Here is a 19,690-nt window from a genome sequence, read left to right on the forward strand (position 1 = left end):
GGGGAAATCAGCCTTCGATAACGGCGAGGATTTCGTTTTCGGCCATGACCAGCAGGTCTTCGCCATCGACTTTCACGGTGTTGCTGCCCGAGTAAGGGCCGAAAACCACTTTGTCACCCACTTTCACGGCCAGCGCGCGAACTTCGCCGTTGTCCAGGATGCGACCGGTGCCGACGGCGACGACTTCGCCGCGGTTTGGTTTTTCAGCGGCCGAACCCGGCAGGACGATACCGCCAGCGGTTTTCGATTCTTCTTCGCTGCGACGGATAACGACGCGGTCATGCAGAGGACGAAGCTTCATTGTCGATCTCTCCCAAATAGTGGTTTTCATCGGCCGGTGTCGACACCGGCGGTTTGATGCAGTCCGGCGTTGCCGGGGGTGATCCGCAATGGGCGAAGCACCTGTGTAATGTCTGGTGTCGCCACCAGAAACCTTGCGGTGACCACATACATGAGGCCGCCATATTCAATTACAAGGCTTGTTTCAGAAAATTTTTCATTAGCCTGAAAAGCTTGGGGCCGCTTCGCAGCCCTATCGCGACACAAGGCCGCTCCTACAGGGGTTCGCATACTCTGTAGGAGCGGCCTTGTGTCGCGATAGGGGCGCGAAGCGGCCCCCGGCTATTACTTGTCGCGGCGCTCGTACTCGCCTTCGATCACATTCGGCCGATGCCCGCCATCCTGCGGCCGGGCCTGGAACGGGTCGTCCTGGAAGGCGCGCTGGCGCATGGCCTGGGCCTCGGCACGCTCGCGCATCTTGCGCGCGGCCAGGTGGCGGGTGAATGGCAGCAGGCACAGCAGGCCCAGCACGTCGCTGATGAAACCTGGCAGCAACAGCAGGCCACCACCAACGGCCAGCATCATGCCCTGGAACATGTCCTCGGCGGGCAGTTCGCCACGCTGCAAGCTTTCACGGGCGCGCAGTGCGGTGGCCAACCCCGCCACGCGCATCACCAGCACACCCAGGGCGGAGCCGGCGATGATCAGCAGCAGCGCCGGGAAGAAACCGATGGCGGCACTGACCTTCACGAAGACGAACAGCTCCAGCACGGGAAACAGTAGAAACAACAGTAGAAAAGCACGCATCAAAGCATTCCTCGTCGGAAGAGACCCTTCCTGTAAGACCAACAAATGGATGCGGGCGCTCGGCTTTTCAACCCTCGACTTCCGTCGCAACCGGCCACTGGTCGGCGCGTGCCAGCAAAACCAGGGCTTCGCGGACTTGTGTCGGCGTGTTGCAAGTACTTGGGAAAGGCAACCAGTACACCGCCTGGCCGATACGCAGGTGCATGCCTTCGCTGTCTACCCCGACCATCTGCGCTGGCGCATGGTTTGGCAGCTCGGTCAGTTGCACATAGTGGGCGATGGCGTTGGCGTGGTCGTTGTTCATGTGTTCGACCATGCTTGCCTCGGCTTTACCGGCGAACGGGTTGGCCAGTGTTACCTGGTCAAGCCAGTGGATCGCGCCGAAGCCGCCGATGTAGCGGTGGCGCACCGGCTGCAGCACCCAGAAGTCGAAGTCGTGGGCCTTGTGATAGTTGGCCGCGTCCGGGAAATAGCGGTAGTAGCGCTCGGCGGCGGCCTCGATGGCGGCCTCCTCCACCAGCTTGTGCGCCTCGGCCATCACCGTCAGGCGTCCCACGGCCTGCACGTCCTCGGCTTCGCGTTCGCCCACCAGCAGCGAGCACTTGGGGTCTTTCTGCAGGTTGTGGGTGTGCTGGGCGATGCGGCTGATGAGGATCAGCGGGTTGCCCTGGGCGTCCAGGCAGTACGGCACGACCGAGCCGAACGGGTAGCCGGGCATCGACTTGGAATGGGTCGAGAGCACGCCGCGGTATTCCTTGAGCAGCAGCTCCCGGGCGGGGCGGATGGCATTGGTACTCACTTGGGGGCGGCTCCTGATATCGGGCTGGATGGGACAAGATAAGCATTATCAGATCCAGTGCCAATGGGGCTGCTTTGCAGCCCATCGCGACACAAGGCCGCTCCTACAAGGGATCGCGTACATCCTGTGTCGCGATAGGCCGCAAAGATTTACCAGGTAACGCCAAAGCCTGCGGTATAGCGGGTCTTGTCCAGGTCACTGTCACGCGTACCGGTGATGACGTCCTTCTCCGCCTTGAGGTTGAGCGAGGCCCACTCGGTGACCTTGTAGCGCAGGCCAATCTCGGCATCCAGCGCGTAGTCGGCCACGCCACCCAGCGGCTTGGCGAACTCGCCGTTGGTGAACAGCTGCACGTTCTTGCCAATCAGGTAGCGGGTGTAGTCCCACTTCACCGCCGCGGAATAGAAGTTGTCCTTGGCGCCATCCTGGTATTCGAAGTCGGTACGGTTGATCAGCGAACCCAGCGAGAATGCGCCCAGTTCGTCGTCCCAGAACTGGTAACCCGGGCCGGTACCCACGGTGCGCTGGCGGGCAAGGTCTTCGATGCGGTCGCGCTTGTACTCCACGCGCCCCTGCCAGAACCACTTCTCGGTGAGGAAGCGGTCCAAGGCGTACTCGGCACTCCAGTTGTCGGTGGTGGTGACGTCGTCCTTGGTCTCGCGGTTGTATTCGCCTTCGGCGTTGTGCCGCCAGCGGCCATGGCGGGCGCTGGTCTTGAAGCCGACGTCGTAGTCGTCGGTGTCGTTCTCGGCGCGCTTGTAGTCCAGCGCCACGTCGACGTTGCCCTTCCACACGAAGTCTTCGACCAGTGGCTTGGGCTTCATGATCTGCTCGATGCTGGCCAGTTCCACGGTCTTCGGCGCCTCGCCATTGGCCAAGGTCACCTTGCCGGGCTCGGCGGCCTTCAGCGACTTGGCGCGCTCACCGCTGTAGGCGTCCTGCTTGACCAGCATCTCCTGGTCGCTCTCCAGGGTCTGGACTTCTTTCCAGTCCAGGGCGATGGAACCGCCATAGGGGGTTTCCAGCAGCAGCTTGCCGCCATCGAAGACTTTGATCTTGCCGCTGAGCCGGTCACCGTTCTTCATCCACACGGTGTCGGCGAACACCGGGGAGGCGCACAGGGAAACAGCAAGCAGGCACAACAAGGATCTAGAATTCATAAGCGGGCTATGTTTTGCGGACTACGGGTTCGATTTGGCGAAAAAAGCCGGGCATTATCCAGATAACCACGACCAGAGCAAGGAAAGACCGGGAGCATGCCGTTGAGTTCAACTCTCATTTGCCAGACCGCCGGTCCGGTTTCATCTGCAGCCCAGAGGGGGCCTGATGTCTGACGGATATGAGCACGCCCTCGAGTCCGCCGAGGGCCGACGAACGGCGCTGTATTCGGTACTCGGCCAAGTGCCGGCCGGCAAGGTGGTCAGCTATGGCCAGTTGGCCGAGCTGGCGGGGCTTGGGCGGGCGGCACGCTGGGTCGGGCGTACCCTCGGGCAACTGCCCGCGGACACTCGCCTGCCCTGGCACCGGGTGCTTGGCGCAGGCGGCCGGCTGAGCCTGGCACTGGGTACCCCGTCCGGGGATGAACAACGGGCGCGACTGCGTGCGGAGGGTGTGAATGTAACCAACAATCGTGTGGATATGACGCGCCATGGCTGGCGCCCGATGGAGCACAGCGGTTAGAGTGCGCGCTTTGTTTTCGCAAACTTGAGGCAGATGTTGGCCCATGCCCCGTAAAACCTGGCGCGCTGCGCTTGCTGCCTATGCCAGCCCGTCAACCTTGGTACTTTTGCTGCTCGGCTTCGCTGCCGGTCTGCCTTACATGCTGGTGTTCTCCACCCTTTCGGTGTGGTTGCGCGAAGCCGGCGTGGCCCGCGAGACCATTGGTTACGCCAGCCTGATCGGCCTGGCCTACGCCTTCAAGTGGGTGTGGTCGCCGCTGCTCGACCAATGGCGCCTGCCGCTGCTCGGCAGCCTGGGGCGTCGGCGTTCGTGGCTGCTGCTGTCGCAGGCGCTGGTGGTGGTCGGGCTGGTCGGCATGAGCCTGTGCGATCCGCAGCAGCACCTGTCATGGCTGATCGCCCTGGCGGTGCTGGTGGCCTTCGCCTCCGCTACCCAGGACATCGCCGTCGATGCCTACCGCCTGGAAATCGCCGACGACCAGCGCCAGGCTGCGCTCGCTGCCAGCTACATGGCCGGCTACCGCGTGGCGGCCCTGCTGGCCACGGCTGGTGCACTGTTCTTCGCCGAGTGGTTCGGCTCCACCGGCTTCAGCTACCTGCACAAGGCCTGGGCCGGCACCTACGTCATGTTCGCGGTGATGATGCTGCCCGCCGTGTTCACCACCCTGATCATGCGCGAACCGCCCGTACCCATGCGTACCCAGCTGTCGGCAGCGCGCTATGGGCTGGTGCACCAGCTGGCCTCGGTGTTCGTGCTGATCATCCTGCTGGTTTCGGTACCGGCCAGCTTCACCCAGATGTTCAATACCGGCTGGTCCAGCGTCATCTCCGGTGATGCCACGCCACTGGACCTGCTGCTGGAAGACCGCGCCTTCCTGCGCCTGATCCTCTACGTGCTGCTGACCTGGGCGTGCCTGTCGAGCCTGGGCCGTCGCGGCCTGGCCCCGGTGCTGACCCCGGTCAACGACTTCATCGCCCGCTACCGCTGGCAGGCACTGCTGCTGCTCGGCCTGATCGCCACCTATCGCATGTCGGACACGGTGATGGGCGTGATGGCCAACGTGTTCTACATCGACATGGGCTTCACCAAGGACCAGATCGCCAGCGTCAGCAAGATCTTCGGCCTGATCATGACCCTGGTCGGCGCCGGGGTTGGTGGCCTGCTGATCGTGCGCTTCGGCATCATGCCGATCCTGTTCATCGGCGGTGTGGCCTCGGCGGGCACCAACATCCTGTTCCTGATGCTGGCCGACATGGGCCCGAACCTGCAGATGCTGGTGGTGACCATCTCGCTGGACAACTTCAGCTCCGGCATGGCCACCTCGGCCTTCGTCGCCTACCTGTCGAGCCTGACCAACCTGAAGTTCTCGGCTACCCAGTACGCGTTGCTCAGTTCGATCATGCTGCTGTTGCCAAGGCTGATCGGGGGTTATTCGGGGGTGATGGTGGAGAAGTTCGGTTACCACGACTTCTTCCTGATCACTGCCCTGCTGGGCGTGCCGACCTTGATCCTGATTGCCCTGCAGTGGCGCCAGGAGGCCGGGCCGGGCAAACCGGTGGCAGAGGAAGGTTCGGCGGCCGAGCGGCCCTGACAGATTTGTATTGCCTGTACTGGCCTCTTCGCGGGCTTGCCCGCTCCCACAGGTAAAGCACTGCCCTTGAAAGCTGTGCAGTCCCTGTGGGAGCGGGCAAGCCCGCGAAGAGGCCGGTACAGGTAATCAAAGATTATTGAGTGACAGCCCCTTCCCCAGGCCTTCCACCCACCACAAACCACAGCGGCCACAGCGCCAAGGCCCCCGCCACGCCTGCCGCCAGGGCAAAGTGCAGCAGGCTGGCCCCGGCGCCAATCATCGCCAGCACCGCCCCACCCAACCCCAGCAAGGCGATGGTGATCATCCCCAGCATGGCCGAGACCAGGCCCTTGCTCTGCTCGCTGGCGAACAGCGTCATGCGATACAGCACCGCGTTGGCCACGCCCAACCCCAGTGCGTACAGCGACATGCCCGCCACCACGCTGGTCACGCTCGGCCAGTACCAGGTCGCCAGCACCATCAGGCACAGGCCGGCCAGGTATGGCCACAACGCACCCCGCACCAGCGCCGGCAGCGGATAGCGGTCGGCGATGCGGTTGATGATCAGGTTGCCCAGGATCAGCCCGCCAAACACCGGCAACTGCCACAAGGCGTACTCCATGGTGCTCAGCCCCTCGTCGTGGATCAGCAGCACCGGCGACAGGCCGATCCAGCCAATCAGCGGCAGACCGACCAGGCCCAGAGCCGCGCTACCAGCGACAAAGCGGCGGTTGGCCAGCAACTGGCCGTAACCGGCCAGCAGCGGCAGCAGGTGGATGGGCGTGAATTCCAGGCGCGAGCCATCACGGCGTTCCACGCCAAGGGTTTCCGGCATCAGCCGGTGCAGCAGCAGCCAGGCCAGAACCGCGCCGATGGCAAAGGCCACGAACAGCCAGCGCCAGTCCAGCCACTGCAGCAGCAAGGTACCCACCAGCGGCCCGAGCAGTGGCGAGAGCAAGGCGATGTTGGCCAGCAGGGCCATCATGCGCACGGCGTCCGCTTCGCTGAAGGCTTCATTCAGGGCCGGGTAACTGACCGTGACCACAAAACCCAGGCCGATGCCCTGCAGCAGGCGCAGCAAGTTGAACAGGCCGATGTCGTGGACCCAGAAGGTGGCCAGGCAGGCCAGGCCGAAGAACCCGCAGCCGATCAGCAGCAACGGGCGCCGGCCATAACGGTCGGCCAGCGGGCCGATCAGCCATTGCAGCACCACGCCACCCAGCAGGTACAGGTTGAGGGCGTGGGGAATGTATTCGGGGCTGGCGTTCAGGTCGCCGACCACCACCGGCATGGCCGGCATGACTGCGTCGCTGGCCAGGTAGGTGAGCAGCTCGAACAGCGCCAGGGTCAGGCCGAACAGCAAGGCGCGCAGGGGGGTGATGTACAGCAGTGGTTTCATGATGGCGTATCGGGTGTGGCAGGTGGGGTCAGGCTATATGCCAGAAATGGCGGGGTATTGCTGTGAACAAGTGTAAAAAGCCGGGGCCGCTTCGCGCCCCATCGCGACACAAGGCCGCTCCTACAAGGGTTACGCGATTCCCTGTAGGAGCGGCCTTGTGTCGCGAAGGGGCGCGAAGCGGCCCCAACCGATGACAACGCGGTATTACTGCGCTGCAGTCTCCTGCACCACGCGAATCACCCGCTGCGGGAACGGAATGTCGATCCCTTCAGCCTTCAACCGGTCACGCGCATGCTCGTTGAGCATGAACATCACATCCCAGTAATCGGCAGTCTTGGTCCACAAGCGCAACGACACGGTGATCGAGCTGTCGCCCAGGGTCGCGACCACCGCCTGCGGCGCCGGGTCGGGCAGCACGCGCGGGTCCTGCGCCAGCTCCAGCAGCACGTTGCGGGCCTTCTGCAGGTCGGCCTCGTAGTCCACGCCCACATCGAACACCACCTTGCGCGTCGGCTGGCGGTTGGTGTTGGTGATGATGCCGTTGGACAGGCTGCCGTTGGGCATGATCACAGTCTTGTTGTCACCGGTGCGCAGCACGGTGTGGAAGATCTGGATGCTGTCGACGGTGCCGGCCACGCCTTGCGCCTCGATCCAGTCACCGATGCGGAACGGGCGGAACATCAGGATCAGCACACCGCCGGCGAAGTTCGCCAGGCTACCCTGCAAGGCCAGGCCGATGGCCAGGCCCGCGGCACCGATGGCGGCAACGAACGAGGTGGTCTCGATACCGATCATCGACGCCACGCTGACGAACAGCAGCACCTTCAGCACGATATTCGACAGGGTGCTGATGAAACCCTGCAGCGCCAGGTCGGCGTTGCGCAGGCCAACCAGCCTGCCCAGGCGGGCGCTGACCTTGTTGATGATCCACCAGCCGACCGCCAGGGTCAGCAGCGCCAGCAGCACACGGCTGCCGTATTCCATGATCAAGGGAATCCAGGTCTGGGATTGGCGGACCAGCTGATCGACTTCAGCGTTCAAATCCATATTCATCTCCTGATGCCGAGCGGCAAGTACACGGTAGAACAGGCCGCGCGCGATTGCGCAGCTCCGGCCCCCATGGACATCATTTCGCCATCGGGGTTCCGGGTGGTGCCCACATCAGTCGCGGAAGTTGTTGAACTGCAACGGCATGTCGAACTCCTTGGTACGCAGCAGGGCAATGGCTTCCTGCAGGTCGTCACGCTTTTTACCGGTAACGCGTACCTGTTCGCCCTGGATGGCGGCCTGCACTTTCAGCTTGGCATCCTTGATGGTGGCGACGATCTTCTTCGCCAGGTCCTTGTCGATGCCTTCGCGGAACTTGGCTTCCTGTTTCTTTTCCTTGCCCGAGGCGTACGGGTCCTTGGTTTCCAGGCACTTCACGTCGATCTTGCGCTTGACCAGCGCCAGGCGCAGGATTTCCAGCATCGCTTCGAGCTGGAACTCCTCCTCGGCGGTGAGCATCACGGTCTGCTCTTTGTCCTTGAACTCGAAGGTACCCTTGCCCTTGAGGTCGTAGCGGCGGTCCAGGTCCTTGATGGCGTTGTCGACCGCGTTCTGCACTTCGTGCTTGTCCAGTTCCGATACCACGTCGAACGAAGGCATGGTTGTTCTCCCAAAATAAAAGCGCGCTCAGGCTGAAGATGGAGCGCGCTGGGTTTGACGGTTAAAATGCGGGCTCATTATAACGGGTTGCGAAACGCATATGAGCAGCACCTGGCATATTCTCGGCGCCGGTAGCCTGGGCAGCCTGTGGGCTTGCCGCCTGGCGCGCGCAGGCAAGGCAGTACGCCTGATCCTGCGTGACGGGCAACGGCTGCAGGCCTACCAGCAGGCCGGCGGCCTTACCCTGGTCGAACAGGACCAGCCCCGCCACTACGCCATCCCCGCCGAAACCGCGCAGGCACACGGCCCGATCCATCGTCTGCTGGTGGCCTGCAAGGCCTACGACGCTGCCCCGGCCATTGCCGGCGTGGCAGCGCGCCTGGCCGAGGGCGCCGAAGTGGTGCTGCTGCAGAACGGCCTGGGCAGCCAGGACGAAGTCGCCGACCTGGTGCCCCACGCGCGCTGCATCTTCGCCTCCAGTACCGAAGGGGCGTTCCGCGAGGGTGACTGGCAGGTACGCTTTGCCGGCCACGGCTTCAACTGGCTGGGTGACCCACGCAACCCGACGATCCCGACCTGGTTCGATGACCTGCACGAGGCCGGCATCCCCGCCGAGTGGACGGTGGATATCCTCACCCGCCTGTGGCGCAAGCTGGCGCTCAATTGCGCCATCAACCCGCTGACCGTGCTGCACGACTGCCAGAACGGCGGGCTGCTGGGGCACCTGGGCGAAGTGGACGCCCTGTGCGTCGAGCTGGCCCAGCTGCTGCGCCACTGTGGCCAGCCAGAAGCGGCAAACGGGCTGGACGAAGAAGTACAGCGGGTGATCCTCGCCACCGCAGCCAACTACTCTTCCATGTACCAGGATGTACGCGCTGGCCGGCGCACCGAGGTGCACTACCTGCTTGGCCACGCCTGCCGCGTCGCTGGCCGTCATGGCCTGCAGCTGCCACAGCTGGAACACCTGCGGCAGCGCCTGGTCGATAATTTGCGCGTGCGTGGTTTGCCCTGCGACTGACGCGACCCTTTCAACCGGATATGGACATTGCCTAGCCCATGACCTTGCGCCAACGCCTGGAAAACCTCCCGGTCGGGCAGAAGCTGCTGGCGGCCCTGCTGGTGTTGCTGGTGACCATCCTGCTGGTGGCCAACCTCACCTTCATCAGCGCCGCCTACTGGATCACCCAGGAAAGCATGGCGCCACAGGCGCTGCACACCATCGGCCGGCTGGTGGCCAACCCGCAACTGGCGGCCCGCGCCGGCGACAGCCCGGACACCGCCAGCGCCCTGCTCAAGGAACTGGACAGCTACACGCCGCTGCGCGCCGCCGCCGTCTACGGTGGCGATGGCCGCATACTGGCGCAACTGCAGCACGGCGAGCCGCTGGCGTTGCCCAGGCGTTTTCGCGACATCGACGGCTGGCGCCTGATGGAGTTTCGCAGCACCCAGCTGATCCGCATGCCACGCGACGCCAACCCGCCCGCGCACCTGCTGCTGGTGGCCAGCAGCGAACTGCCCACGGCTTTCTACACCGGCACCCTCAGCGCCAGCCTGGGCATCCTGGTGTTCAGCATCCTGCTGTGGATCGTCATCGCCCGGCAGATCAAACGCCTGATCACCCAGCCGATCAACCAGCTCGAAGAGCTCAGCCGCCAGGTCACCCGCGAAGAAAGCTATGCCCTGCGTGCGCACCGCGGCAACGACGACGAAATCGGCAGCCTGGCCGAAGCGTTCAATACCATGCTTTCGCGCATCGAAGCCCGCGAACAGCAGCTCAAGCGCACCCGCGACGAGTTCCAGGAGGCCTATGACCAGGCCCAGGGGCTGGCCGAGGAAACCCGCCATACCAACCGCAAGCTGGAGCTGGAAGTCCAGGTGCGCAGCAAGATCGAGAAGAAACTCACCGGTTTCCAGAATTACCTCAACAGCATCATCGACTCGATGCCTTCGGCGCTGATCGCCCTCGACGAACAGCTCTATGTGACCCAATGGAATCACGAAGCCACGGTGCTTTCCGGCACGCCACTGGACGAAGCGCTGAACCAGCCGATCTTCATCGCCTTCGAACCGCTCAAACCGTTCCTGCCACAGCTGAAGGAAACCGTGGAAAAGCACCGGGTGGCGAAGATCGAGCGAGTCACCTGGCCCAAGGGCGACGACCTGCGCCACTACGCCCTGACCTTCTACCCGTTGACCGGTGGCGGCGGCCGTGGCGTGGTCATCCGTATCGACGACATCACCCAGCGCCTGTCGCTGGAGGAAATGATGGTGCAATCGGAGAAGATGCTTTCGGTCGGCGGCCTGGCCGCCGGCATGGCCCACGAGATCAACAACCCGCTAGGCGCGATCCTGCATAACGTGCAGAACATCCGCCGGCGCCTGTCACCCGAGCTGCCGCGCAACCAGGAGCAGGCCGAGGAACTGGGCATCGACCTGCCCACGGTCAACCGCTACCTGGAGAGCCGCGAAGTGCCGCTATTGCTCGACGGCATCCAGCAGGCCGGTGCCCGGGCGGCGAAGATCGTCACCCACATGCTCAGTTTCAGCCGCCGCAGCAACCGCCAGTTGGCGCCGTGCGACCTGCCGGCGCTGATCGATCAGGCGGTGGAGATTGCCGGCAACGACTTCGACCTGGCCATCGGCTTCGACTTCAAGGGCCAGGCCATCGTGCGCCAGTTCGACCCCGAACTGGGGCAGGTGCCGTGCACCGCCAACGAATTGGAGCAGGTGCTGCTGAATCTGCTGAAAAACGCCGCCCAGGCCATCCACCAGCGGCCGCAGCCGAGCGAGCCCGGGCGCATCACCCTGCGCACCCGCTTGAGCCCGCCATGGGCGGAAATCCAGGTCGAGGACAACGGCGTCGGCATGCCCGAGGGGGTGCGCAAACGCACCTTCGAGCCGTTCTTCACCACCAAGGAAATCGGCCAGGGCACCGGGCTGGGCCTGTCGGTCTCGTACTTCATCATCACCAACAACCACAAGGGGCAGATGGAAGTGCAATCCACGCCCGGCCAGGGTACCTGCTTCACCCTGCGCCTGCCCCTCGGCCAGCCGGCAGCGGTGGCGCCGGCCAAAACGGAGAAATGACATGGGCTACCGCCTGTCGAAGATCTACACCCGCACCGGCGACAAAGGCGAAACCGGCCTGGGCGACGGGCGTCGGGTGCCCAAGGACCACCCACGGATCGAAGCGATTGGCGAGGTGGACAGCCTGAACAGCCAACTGGGTTTGCTGCTGGCGGGGCTGGCCGAACAAGGGTTGGATGAAGTGAGCGCAGTATTGGCGCCGTGTCAGCACCGCCTGTTCGACTTGGGCGGTGAGCTGGCGATGCCCAGTTATCAGGCGTTGAACCTGGCGGAAGTGGAACGCCTGGAAGCAGCGATCGATGTGTGGAATGAAGAGCTGGGGCCGTTGAAGAACTTCATCTTGCCCAGTGGCTCGGCGCTGGTGGCACAGGCGCATGTGTGCCGGAGCCTGGCGCGCAGTGCGGAGCGGCGGTGCCAGCAGTTGAATGCGCTGGAGCCGTTGGCGGGGGTTGGGTTGGCGTATATCAACCGGCTTTCGGATCTGCTGTTTGTGGCGGCGCGGATCATTGGGCGGCGGCAGGGGGTGGCTGAGGTTTTGTGGCAGCCTGCTGAAAAGCCGCAGGGCTGATATTTTTGGGGCTGCTGCGCAGCCCATCGCGACACAAGGCCGCTCCTACTGGGGGTTCGCGATTCATTCAGGATTACGCGATTTCTTTGTAGGAGCGGCCTTGTGTCGCGATGGACCGCAAAGCGGCCCCAATTACAGGCGACTCAGATCTCAGGCCAGAACGCCCGGATCCCGGCCACACCCTGTGCCCCCGCTTCCCAGGCCTGCTCGCGCTCACCCGGCCCTACCCCACCCAGCAGGTAGACCGGCTTGTTGAACCCGGCAATCAACCGCTGTGCCTCGTCCCACCCCAGCGGCACCGCCTCAGGGTGTGTCAGGGTTGCCTGCACCGGCGACAAGGTGACGAAGTCCACGCCCATCTGCTCCGCCAGCGCCAGCTCTTCGGCACTGTGGCAGGACGCCGCCAGCCAGCGCTCCTTGGGGAACGGCCGGCCGTTGGCGGCATACTTGCGCAGTTGTGCAGCCGTCAGGTGCCAACCCGCGGCTGGGAAGTCACCCAGCCACTCCAGCGGCCCCTTGAGCATCAACTGCGCCTTGCCCGCGCACAGGCCGACCGCATCCACCGCCACATCGCGGTACTTGGGGTCGTACATGTCCGGGGCACGCAACTGGATCAGGCGAATGCCGCTGGCCACCGCCTTTTGGATGCCCTTGAGCATCTGCGGCACTTCCAGGCCATCGGGGGTGATCAGGTACTGGTCCGGCAGGCGCGCGGCCGCAACGATCGGCTTATTGGCCTCGGGGAATTCGTACTCGGGCAAATCACGTGGGGCAACCCATTCCAGCGGCTGGCCCTCGGCGCCATGCGGCTCGCCGGTGAACGCCTCGACTTCGCGCACGTCCAGCAGCACCTGCTTGTCCGGGTAGTCGTGGCTGACCTTGATCAGCGCGCGCGAACGGCTTACCTCGATGCCCAGCTCCTCGCGCAGCTCGCGGGCCAGCGCGGCCTCGACGCCCTCACCCTGTTCCACCTTGCCGCCCGGGAATTCCCACAGGCCGCCCTGGTGCTGGGTATCGGCACGCCGTGCGATCAGAATGCGGCCGTCAGTACCGCGAATGACAGCGGCTACTACATGAATCCGTTTCACCCTTCACGCTCCGCCAGGCCAGCCTGCTGCCAGGCCTGGAAGGCCGGCCACTGGTAAATGGTTTCGATATAGGCCGCCGCCTCCGCAGGCACTTCCACGCGGTAGGTGCGCAGGCGTACGGCCACCGGGGCGAAGAAGGCATCGGCCAGGCTCGGCTTGCCGAACAGGAATGGGCCGCTGTCCTTGGCCACCAGGCGGCATTCGGACCACAGAGCAACGATACGGTCGATATCGATTTGAACCTCCAGCGGCACGCTGTCCAGCGCCTGGTCGCGCGACAGGTCGAACGGCATGGCACCGCGCAGGGCGAAGAAGCCGCTGTGCATCTGCGCGCAGGCCGAACGGGCCTGGGCCCGGGCCGCGACGTCGGCAGGCCACAGCTGGGCGTCGGGGTGGCGTTCGTTGAGGTATTCGGCAATGGCCAGCGAGTCGGCGATCACACCGTGCTCGGTCTTGAGCAGCGGTACCTTGCCGGTAGCAGAGAAGGCGAGGATGCGCTGACGGGTGTCAGGCTGGTTGAGTTTGATCAGTGTTTCTTCGTAAGGCACACCAGCCAGCTCGAGGGCCAGGGCGCCACGCAGCGACCAGGAGGAATACAGCTTGTCGCCGATGATCAGGTGATAGCTCATGGTTCGGCTCCATCGTTTGGGAATTTTGGGGCTGCTCTGCAGCCCTTTCGCGACACAAGGCCGCTCCCACATGGGGCGGTGTACGCAGGTCCTTGTGGGAGCGGCCTTGTGTCGCGATGGGCCGCAACGCGGCCCCAATTACATCAGGTACGGTACTCGGCGTTGATCTTCACGTACTCGTGGGACAGGTCGGTGGTCCAGATGGTTTCGCTGCACTGGCCACGGCCCAGCTCGATGCGGATGGTGATCTCTTCCTGGGCCATTACCTTGGCGCCCTGGTCTTCGGTGTAGCTCGGGCTGCGGCCGCCTTTGCTGGCAATGCAAACGCTGTCCAGGTACACATCGATCAGGCTCACATCCAGCTCCGGTACGCCGGCACGGCCAACGGCGGCGAGGATACGGCCCCAGTTGGGGTCGGAAGCGAACAGCGCAGTCTTGATCAGCGGCGAGTGGGCCACGGCGTAGCCGACGTCCAGGCACTCCTGGTGGTTGCCACCGCCGTTGACCTGCACGGTAACGAACTTGGTGGCGCCTTCGCCGTCACGGACGATGGCCTGGGCCACTTCCATGCACACTTCGAACACCGCCTTCTTCAGCGCTTCGAACAATGCGCCGCTGGCTTCGGTGACTTCCGGCAGGTTGGCCTTGCCGGTGGCGATCAGCATGCAGCAGTCGTTGGTCGAGGTATCGCCATCGATGGTGATGCGGTTGAACGACTTGTTGGCGCCGTCCAGCATCAGGTCCTTGAGTACCGCTGGGGCAACCTTGGCGTCGGTGGCGATATAGCCGAGCATGGTAGCCATGTTCGGGCGAATCATGCCTGCACCCTTGCTGATGCCGGTGACGGTAACGGTCACGCCATCGTGCTGGAACTGGCGGCTGGCACCCTTGGGCAGGGTGTCGGTGGTCATGATGCCGGTGGCGGCTTCGGCCCAGTGGTTTTCCGACAGGTTGTCGAGGGCGGCCTGCAGCGCGCCTTCGATCTTCTCGACCGGCAGCGGCTCGCCGATTACGCCGGTGGAGAACGGCAGTACCGACTCGGCCGGTACGCCAGCCAGTTCGGCCAGCTTGGCGCAGGTGCGCTCGGCGGCGGCCAGGCCTGGCGCGCCGGTGCCGGCGTTGGCGTTACCGGTGTTGGTCAGCAGGTAGCGCACGGTGCCCTGCACACGCTGCTTGGACAGGATCACCGGCGCTGCGCAGAAGGCGTTGAGGGTGAACACGCCAGCCACGCTGGAGCCTTCGGCGCAGCGCATGACCACCACATCCTTGCGCCCCGGGCGCTTGATGCCGGCAGAAGCGATGCCGAGTTCAAAACCCGGAACCGGGTGCAGGGTGGGCAAAGGACCAAGACCAACAGCCATTAGAGCGCTCCTAGAAAATACGGTGAACAGGTGATGGAAAGCGGGGCCGCTTCGCGCCCCATTCGCGGCACAAGGCCGCTCCTACAAGGACATCGCAACCATTGGGGCTGGCGCGATCCCTGTAGGAGCGGCCTTGTGCCGCGAATGGGCCGCAAAGCGGCCCCGGATGTTTCAGGTTACAACAGCCTGGTCAGATCACTCGATCTGCCCGTGGCAATGCTTGAACTTCTTGCCCGAACCACACCAGCACGGCTCGTTGCGGCCCAGCTTCTGCTCGTTGCGCACCGGTGCCGAGGCGACGGCCACTTCGGCGCCCTCCTCGTTCAGTTGCTCGCTTTCCAGGCCCGGGGCAGCGGCATGCTGGAACTGCATGCGGCTGGCCAGTTCCTCGGCCTCGCGGCGCAGGCGGGCTTCCTCTTCGACCGGGTCTTCGCGGCGTACCTGAACGTGCGACAGCACACGGATGGTGTCGCGCTTGATCGACTCGAGCAGCTCCTGGAACAGGCTGAAGGATTCGCGCTTGTACTCCTGCTTCGGGTTCTTCTGCGCATAACCACGCAGGTGGATACCGTGACGCAGGTGGTCCATGGTCGACAGGTGGTCTTTCCACAGGTCATCCAGCACGCGCAGCAGGATCTGCTTCTCGAAGGTACGCAGGGCTTCGATACCGGCCTGGTCTTCCTTCTCGGTGTACGCGGTGGTGATTTCGTTCAGCAGCTTCTCGCGCAGGGTCTCTTCGTAGAGGTGATCGTCCTCGTCGAGCCACTGCTGGATCGGCAGCTTCATGGCGAAATCGCTGGCAAGCGAAGCTTCCAGACCGGCCACGTCCCACTGCTCTGGCAGCGACTGCGGCGGAATGTGCTGGCTGATGGTAGCGTCCAGTACTTCCTTGCGGAATTCGACGATGGTGTCGCCAATGTTCTCGGCGGCCAGCAGGCTGTTGCGCATGTGGTAGATCACCTTGCGCTGCTCGTTGGCCACGTCGTCGTATTCCAGCAACTGCTTGCGGATGTCGAAGTTGCGGCCTTCGACCTTGCGCTGGGCCTTCTCGATGGCGTTGGTGACCATGCGGTGCTCGATGGCCTCGCCGGACTGCATGCCCAGCGCCTTCATGAAGTTCTTCACCCGGTCAGAGGCGAAGATACGCATCAGGCTGTCTTCCAGCGACAGGTAGAAGCGGCTGGAGCCCGGGTCGCCCTGACGGCCGGAACGGCCACGCAGCTGGTTGTCGATACGGCGCGATTCGTGGCGCTCGGAAGCGATCACGTGCAGGCCACCCGTCTCGATCACCTGCTGGTGACGCTTCTGCCAGTCGGCCTTGATCTGGGCGATCTGCTCGGCGGTCGGGTTTTCCAGGGCAGCCACTTCGGCTTCCCAGTTACCGCCCAGCAGAATGTCGGTACCACGGCCGGCCATGTTGGTGGCGATGGTCAGGGCACCTGGCGCACCGGCTTGCGCGATGATCTCGGCTTCCTTCTCGTGGTACTTGGCGTTGAGCACCTTGTGGTCGATACCTTCCTTCTTCAGGAGGTTGGACATGTGCTCGGAGGTTTCGATGGTCGCAGTACCCACCAGCACCGGGCGGCCCTGCTTCATGCTTTCCTTGATGTCGGCGATGATCGCGGCGTATTTCTCGTCGGCGGTCAGGTACACCAGGTCGTTGAAGTCTTTACGCGCCAACGGCTTGTTCGGCGGAATGACCATCACGTTGAGCCCGTAGATCGACTGGAACTCGAACGCTTCGGTGTCCGCGGTACCGGTCATGCCGGACAGCTTGGTGTAAAGGCGGAAGTAGTTCTGGAAGGTGGTCGAAGCCAGGGTCTGGCTCTCGGCCTGGATGTTCAGGTTCTCTTTGGCTTCGATGGCCTGATGCAGGCCTTCGGACAGACGACGGCCCGGCATGGTACGGCCGGTGTGCTCGTCGATCAGCAGGACCTGGCCGTCCTGGACGATGTATTCGATGTTGCGGTGGAACAGCTTGTGCGCGCGCAGGCCGGCGTAGACGTGGGTCAGCAGGCTCAGGTTATGCGCCGAGTACAGGCTCTCGCCCTCGGCCAGCAGGCCGGACTGGGTGAGCATCTCTTCGATGAACTGGTGACCGGCTTCGTTCAGCTCGACCTGACGGCTCTTCTCGTCGATGGTGAAGTGGCCTTCCTGGGTGACCTGGCCTTCGACCTCTTCGATGTGCTGGGTAAGGCGCGGGATCAGACGGTTGATCTCGATGTACAGCTTGGAGCTGTCCTCGGCCTGACCGGAGATGATCAGCGGGGTACGCGCTTCGTCGATGAGGATGGAGTCGACTTCGTCGATCACGGCGAAGTTCAGTTCACGCTGGAACTTCTCGTCCTGGCTGAACGCCATGTTGTCGCGCAGGTAGTCGAAACCGAATTCGTTGTTGGTGCCGTAGGTGATGTCGGACGCGTAAGCGGCGCGCTTTTCTTCCGGCGGCTGGAAGGCCGAGACGATGCCGACCGACAGGCCGAGGAACTCGTACAGCGGGCGCATCCAGTTGGCGTCGCGGCGGGCCAGGTAGTCGTTGACGGTGACCACGTGCACGCCCTTACCGGACAATGCGTTGAGGTACACGGCCAGGGTACCGACCAAGGTCTTGCCTTCACCGGTACGCATTTCTGCGATCATGCCCTCGTGCAGGGTCATGCCACCGATCAGCTGCACGTCGAAGTGGCGCATGCCCATCACGCGCTTGCCGGCCTCACGGGCCACGGCGAAGGCTTCAGGCAGCAACTGGTCCAGTGTCTCGCCTTTGGCCAGGCGCTCCTTGAACTCTGCGGTCTTGCCCCGCAGTTGCTCGTCGGAGAGGGCCACCATCTTCTCTTCGAGAGCATTGACGATGTTCACCGTCTTGAGCATGCGTTTGACTTCACGCTCGTTCTTGCTTCCAAAAAGTTTCTTTAACAAAGGCGCAAACATATCGGCAGGATCTTCCACACGTAGGGATGGAGGGCGGCCCCATGAGTCGCCCGTGCAGCCCTGAGGCCGCATGCGAACGAGCATTCTACCCGGAAACGATGGTGAGGAAAGTGGTGGATTTCCACGATGCTTGTACAGCGTTTTGGCGGGGGCTTGTTTTAGATAGGGGCATTTTCCCTGAGTTCAAGGTTCGGGAAGATGAAACGTATCGAGAATGAGTCTTGTCCTTGGTTGCCTGCACGGGCCTCTTCGCGGGCTTGCCCGCTCCCACAGGATCACCACAGGTCTCAAGTGTTGCGAAATACCTGTGGGAGCGGGCAAGCCCGCGAAGAGGCCGGTGCAGGCTACAAGAGGTGTTAAACTGCCGATCTTGTAACCTCATGCACATACCCATGGCCTACAAACCCTCACCCGCCCAGCCGCCCTCGGCCCTGCTCCGCCAGGTCCGCCCGCTGCGCCTGCTGCTGAACCAGGCCGAACGCCTGGAGCACCTGCAGCGCCTGCTGGAAAGCCAGCTGCAACCAGCCGCCCGCGAGCACTGCCATGTGGCGTCGTGGCGCGATGGCACACTGTTGCTGGTGGTAACCGACGGCCACTGGGCAACCCGCCTGCGCTATCAGCAGAAACGCCTGATGTCGGCATTACAGGCCATGGAGGCGTTCGCCAATCTCAGGCGCATCCTGTACAAGGTCCAGCCCCCGCTGGTGCCAGCCAAGCGTGGTGGCCATGCTGCGGAACTGTCCAATAACGCAGCCGAGAGCCTGCGCGATACCGCCGAGGGCATCACTGACCCCAAGCTGCGCGCAGCACTGGAACGATTGGCCGCCCACGCCCAGGGCAAGCCATAAAAAAGGCCACCCGAAGGTGGCCTTAATGAACTAGAGAGTGTTCGAACTTACACGGCCGCAACAGGGCGCATGTACGAGATCGGTGCCGTGCTGGCATCTTCGAAGGTGACCACTTCCCAGGCATCGGTTTCGGCAATCAGCTTGCGCAACAGCTGGTTGTTCAGCGCGTGGCCGGACTTGTAGCCCTTGAACTCGCCGATCAGGCTGTTGCCCAGCAGATAAAGGTCGCCAATGGCGTCGAGGATCTTGTGCTTGACGAATTCGTCATCGGAACGAAGGCCGTCTTCGTTGAGCACACCGGTCTCGTCGACCACGATGGCGTTCTCGACACTGCCACCCAGCGCAAGGTTGTGCTTGCGCAGGTATTCGATGTCACGCATGAAACCGAAGGTACGGGCGCGGCTGACTTCCTTCACGAACGAGGTGCTGGAGAAGTCGACGACCGCACTCTGGGTCTGGCCCTTGAGGACCGGATGATCGAAGTCGATCTCGAAGCTCACCTTGAAACCGTCGAAAGGCAGGAAAGTGGCGCGCTTGTCGCCCTCTTCCACGGTCACCTCACGCAGGATGCGGATGAACTTCTTGGCTGCGTCCTGTTCTTCCAGGCCGGCAGACTGAATCAGAAATACAAAGGGTCCGGCGCTGCCATCCATGATCGGCACTTCCGAGGCGGAGAGCTCGACGTAGGCGTTATCGATGCCCAGGCCCGCCATGGCGGAGAGCAGGTGCTCGACCGTATCGACCTTGACGTCACCGTTGACCAGCGTCGTCGACATGGTTGTCTCGCCGACGTTGGCCGCGCGCGCCGGGATTTCGACCACAGGGTCGAGGTCGGCGCGGCGGAAGACGATGCCGGTGTCAACAGGTGCAGGCTTGAGGGTCAGGTAAACCTTCTCCCCGGAGTGCAGACCGACACCTGTGGCACGGATGGTATTCTTCAGGGTGCGTTGTTTAATCATGGCATTGGCCGCTTCAGCGCAAATTGCGAACAGGTATC

At 63.4% G+C, this 19,690-nt stretch carries 18 protein-coding genes; 6 read left to right on the forward strand and 12 right to left on the reverse strand.

All coding sequences use genetic code 11. The annotated features are described in order from the left end of the window. Positions 1–7 precede the first annotated feature (7 nt). From ACGLHT_RS10570 to ACGLHT_RS10585, 4 genes are all read right to left on the reverse strand, one after another. Complete coding sequence (locus ACGLHT_RS10570; RefSeq protein WP_003260750.1) at positions 8–301, reverse strand: co-chaperone GroES; 294 nt, start codon at positions 299–301, stop codon at positions 8–10. Between the two features lie 323 nt (positions 302–624). Then, positions 625–1,086 carry an FxsA family protein gene (locus ACGLHT_RS10575; protein WP_025340530.1) on the reverse strand — a complete coding sequence of 154 codons (462 nt, stop codon included), beginning with the start codon at positions 1,084–1,086 and terminating at the stop codon, positions 625–627. A gap of 67 nt (positions 1,087–1,153) precedes the next feature. After that, positions 1,154–1,885, reverse strand: coding sequence for a HugZ family protein (locus ACGLHT_RS10580; protein WP_274120371.1), 732 nt, complete (start codon positions 1,883–1,885; stop codon positions 1,154–1,156). A 149-nt stretch (positions 1,886–2,034) separates the two neighbouring features. Next, positions 2,035–3,045 (reverse strand): DUF481 domain-containing protein, encoded by a 1,011-nt coding sequence (locus ACGLHT_RS10585; protein ID WP_075046250.1) that lies wholly within the window; start codon positions 3,043–3,045, stop codon positions 2,035–2,037. Positions 3,046–3,211: 166 nt separating this feature from the next. Between ACGLHT_RS10585 and ACGLHT_RS10590 the strand changes: the two genes are divergently transcribed. Both ACGLHT_RS10590 and ACGLHT_RS10595 read left to right on the forward strand, forming a co-directional pair. Next, positions 3,212–3,565, forward strand: coding sequence for an MGMT family protein (locus ACGLHT_RS10590; protein ID WP_075046251.1), 354 nt, complete (start codon positions 3,212–3,214; stop codon positions 3,563–3,565). A gap of 43 nt (positions 3,566–3,608) precedes the next feature. After that, the gene (locus ACGLHT_RS10595; RefSeq protein ID WP_025340534.1) at positions 3,609–5,156 is read left to right on the forward strand and encodes an AmpG family muropeptide MFS transporter; all 1,548 of its coding nucleotides are present in this window, start codon (positions 3,609–3,611) and stop codon (positions 5,154–5,156) included. 133 nt (positions 5,157–5,289) lie between these two features. Here ACGLHT_RS10595 and ACGLHT_RS10600 read toward each other — a convergent pair whose 3' ends face one another. From ACGLHT_RS10600 to ACGLHT_RS10610, 3 genes are all read right to left on the reverse strand, one after another. Next, positions 5,290–6,534: an MFS transporter gene (locus ACGLHT_RS10600; RefSeq protein WP_274120370.1), complete on the reverse strand. Its 1,245-nt coding sequence runs from the start codon at positions 6,532–6,534 to the stop codon at positions 5,290–5,292. 204 nt (positions 6,535–6,738) lie between these two features. Further along, the gene (locus ACGLHT_RS10605) at positions 6,739–7,581 is read right to left on the reverse strand and encodes a mechanosensitive ion channel family protein (protein WP_084785263.1); all 843 of its coding nucleotides are present in this window, start codon (positions 7,579–7,581) and stop codon (positions 6,739–6,741) included. A gap of 114 nt (positions 7,582–7,695) precedes the next feature. After that, positions 7,696–8,181, reverse strand: coding sequence for a YajQ family cyclic di-GMP-binding protein (locus ACGLHT_RS10610; RefSeq protein ID WP_013974099.1), 486 nt, complete (start codon positions 8,179–8,181; stop codon positions 7,696–7,698). A gap of 100 nt (positions 8,182–8,281) precedes the next feature. Between ACGLHT_RS10610 and ACGLHT_RS10615 the strand changes: the two genes are divergently transcribed. Genes ACGLHT_RS10615 through ACGLHT_RS10625 form a run of 3 tightly spaced genes read left to right on the forward strand, consistent with a single transcriptional unit; the run spans position 8,282 to position 11,836 of the window. Then, positions 8,282–9,199: a putative 2-dehydropantoate 2-reductase gene (locus ACGLHT_RS10615; protein ID WP_137162360.1), complete on the forward strand. Its 918-nt coding sequence runs from the start codon at positions 8,282–8,284 to the stop codon at positions 9,197–9,199. Positions 9,200–9,237: 38 nt separating this feature from the next. Then, positions 9,238–11,268 (forward strand): ATP-binding protein, encoded by a 2,031-nt coding sequence (locus ACGLHT_RS10620; RefSeq protein WP_085592119.1) that lies wholly within the window; start codon positions 9,238–9,240, stop codon positions 11,266–11,268. Between the two features lies 1 nt (position 11,269). Next, complete coding sequence (locus ACGLHT_RS10625) at positions 11,270–11,836, forward strand: cob(I)yrinic acid a,c-diamide adenosyltransferase (protein WP_085614292.1); 567 nt, start codon at positions 11,270–11,272, stop codon at positions 11,834–11,836. Between the two features lie 143 nt (positions 11,837–11,979). Here ACGLHT_RS10625 and ACGLHT_RS10630 read toward each other — a convergent pair whose 3' ends face one another. The 4 genes from ACGLHT_RS10630 to secA all read right to left on the reverse strand — a co-directional run bounded on the left by ACGLHT_RS10630 (position 11,980) and on the right by secA (position 17,845). Further along, positions 11,980–12,924: a Nudix family hydrolase gene (locus ACGLHT_RS10630; protein ID WP_274120369.1), complete on the reverse strand. Its 945-nt coding sequence runs from the start codon at positions 12,922–12,924 to the stop codon at positions 11,980–11,982. Beyond that, positions 12,921–13,553, reverse strand: coding sequence for a glutathione S-transferase family protein (locus ACGLHT_RS10635; RefSeq protein WP_075046257.1), 633 nt, complete (start codon positions 13,551–13,553; stop codon positions 12,921–12,923). Before ACGLHT_RS10635 ends, ACGLHT_RS10630 begins: the two co-directional genes overlap by 4 nt. A gap of 143 nt (positions 13,554–13,696) precedes the next feature. Beyond that, a complete protein-coding gene (gene argJ / locus ACGLHT_RS10640; protein WP_023662147.1) occupies positions 13,697–14,914 on the reverse strand; it encodes a bifunctional glutamate N-acetyltransferase/amino-acid acetyltransferase ArgJ in 1,218 nt (405 codons plus the stop codon). Positions 14,915–15,109: 195 nt separating this feature from the next. Beyond that, positions 15,110–17,845, reverse strand: a complete 2,736-nt coding sequence (gene secA, locus ACGLHT_RS10645) for a preprotein translocase subunit SecA (protein ID WP_075046258.1) — start codon at positions 17,843–17,845, stop codon at positions 15,110–15,112. A 392-nt stretch (positions 17,846–18,237) separates the two neighbouring features. Between secA and ACGLHT_RS10650 the strand changes: the two genes are divergently transcribed. After that, positions 18,238–18,693 (forward strand): DUF721 domain-containing protein, encoded by a 456-nt coding sequence (locus tag ACGLHT_RS10650; RefSeq protein ID WP_025340543.1) that lies wholly within the window; start codon positions 18,238–18,240, stop codon positions 18,691–18,693. Positions 18,694–18,740: 47 nt separating this feature from the next. Here ACGLHT_RS10650 and lpxC read toward each other — a convergent pair whose 3' ends face one another. Further along, complete coding sequence (gene lpxC, locus ACGLHT_RS10655; RefSeq protein WP_003260771.1) at positions 18,741–19,652, reverse strand: UDP-3-O-acyl-N-acetylglucosamine deacetylase; 912 nt, start codon at positions 19,650–19,652, stop codon at positions 18,741–18,743. Between the last annotated feature and the right edge of the window lie 38 nt (positions 19,653–19,690).

It is taken from the genome of Pseudomonas sp. PsB, assembly GCF_043658375.1.
Classification (GTDB): Bacteria; Pseudomonadota; Gammaproteobacteria; order Pseudomonadales; family Pseudomonadaceae; genus Aquipseudomonas; species Aquipseudomonas putida_Z.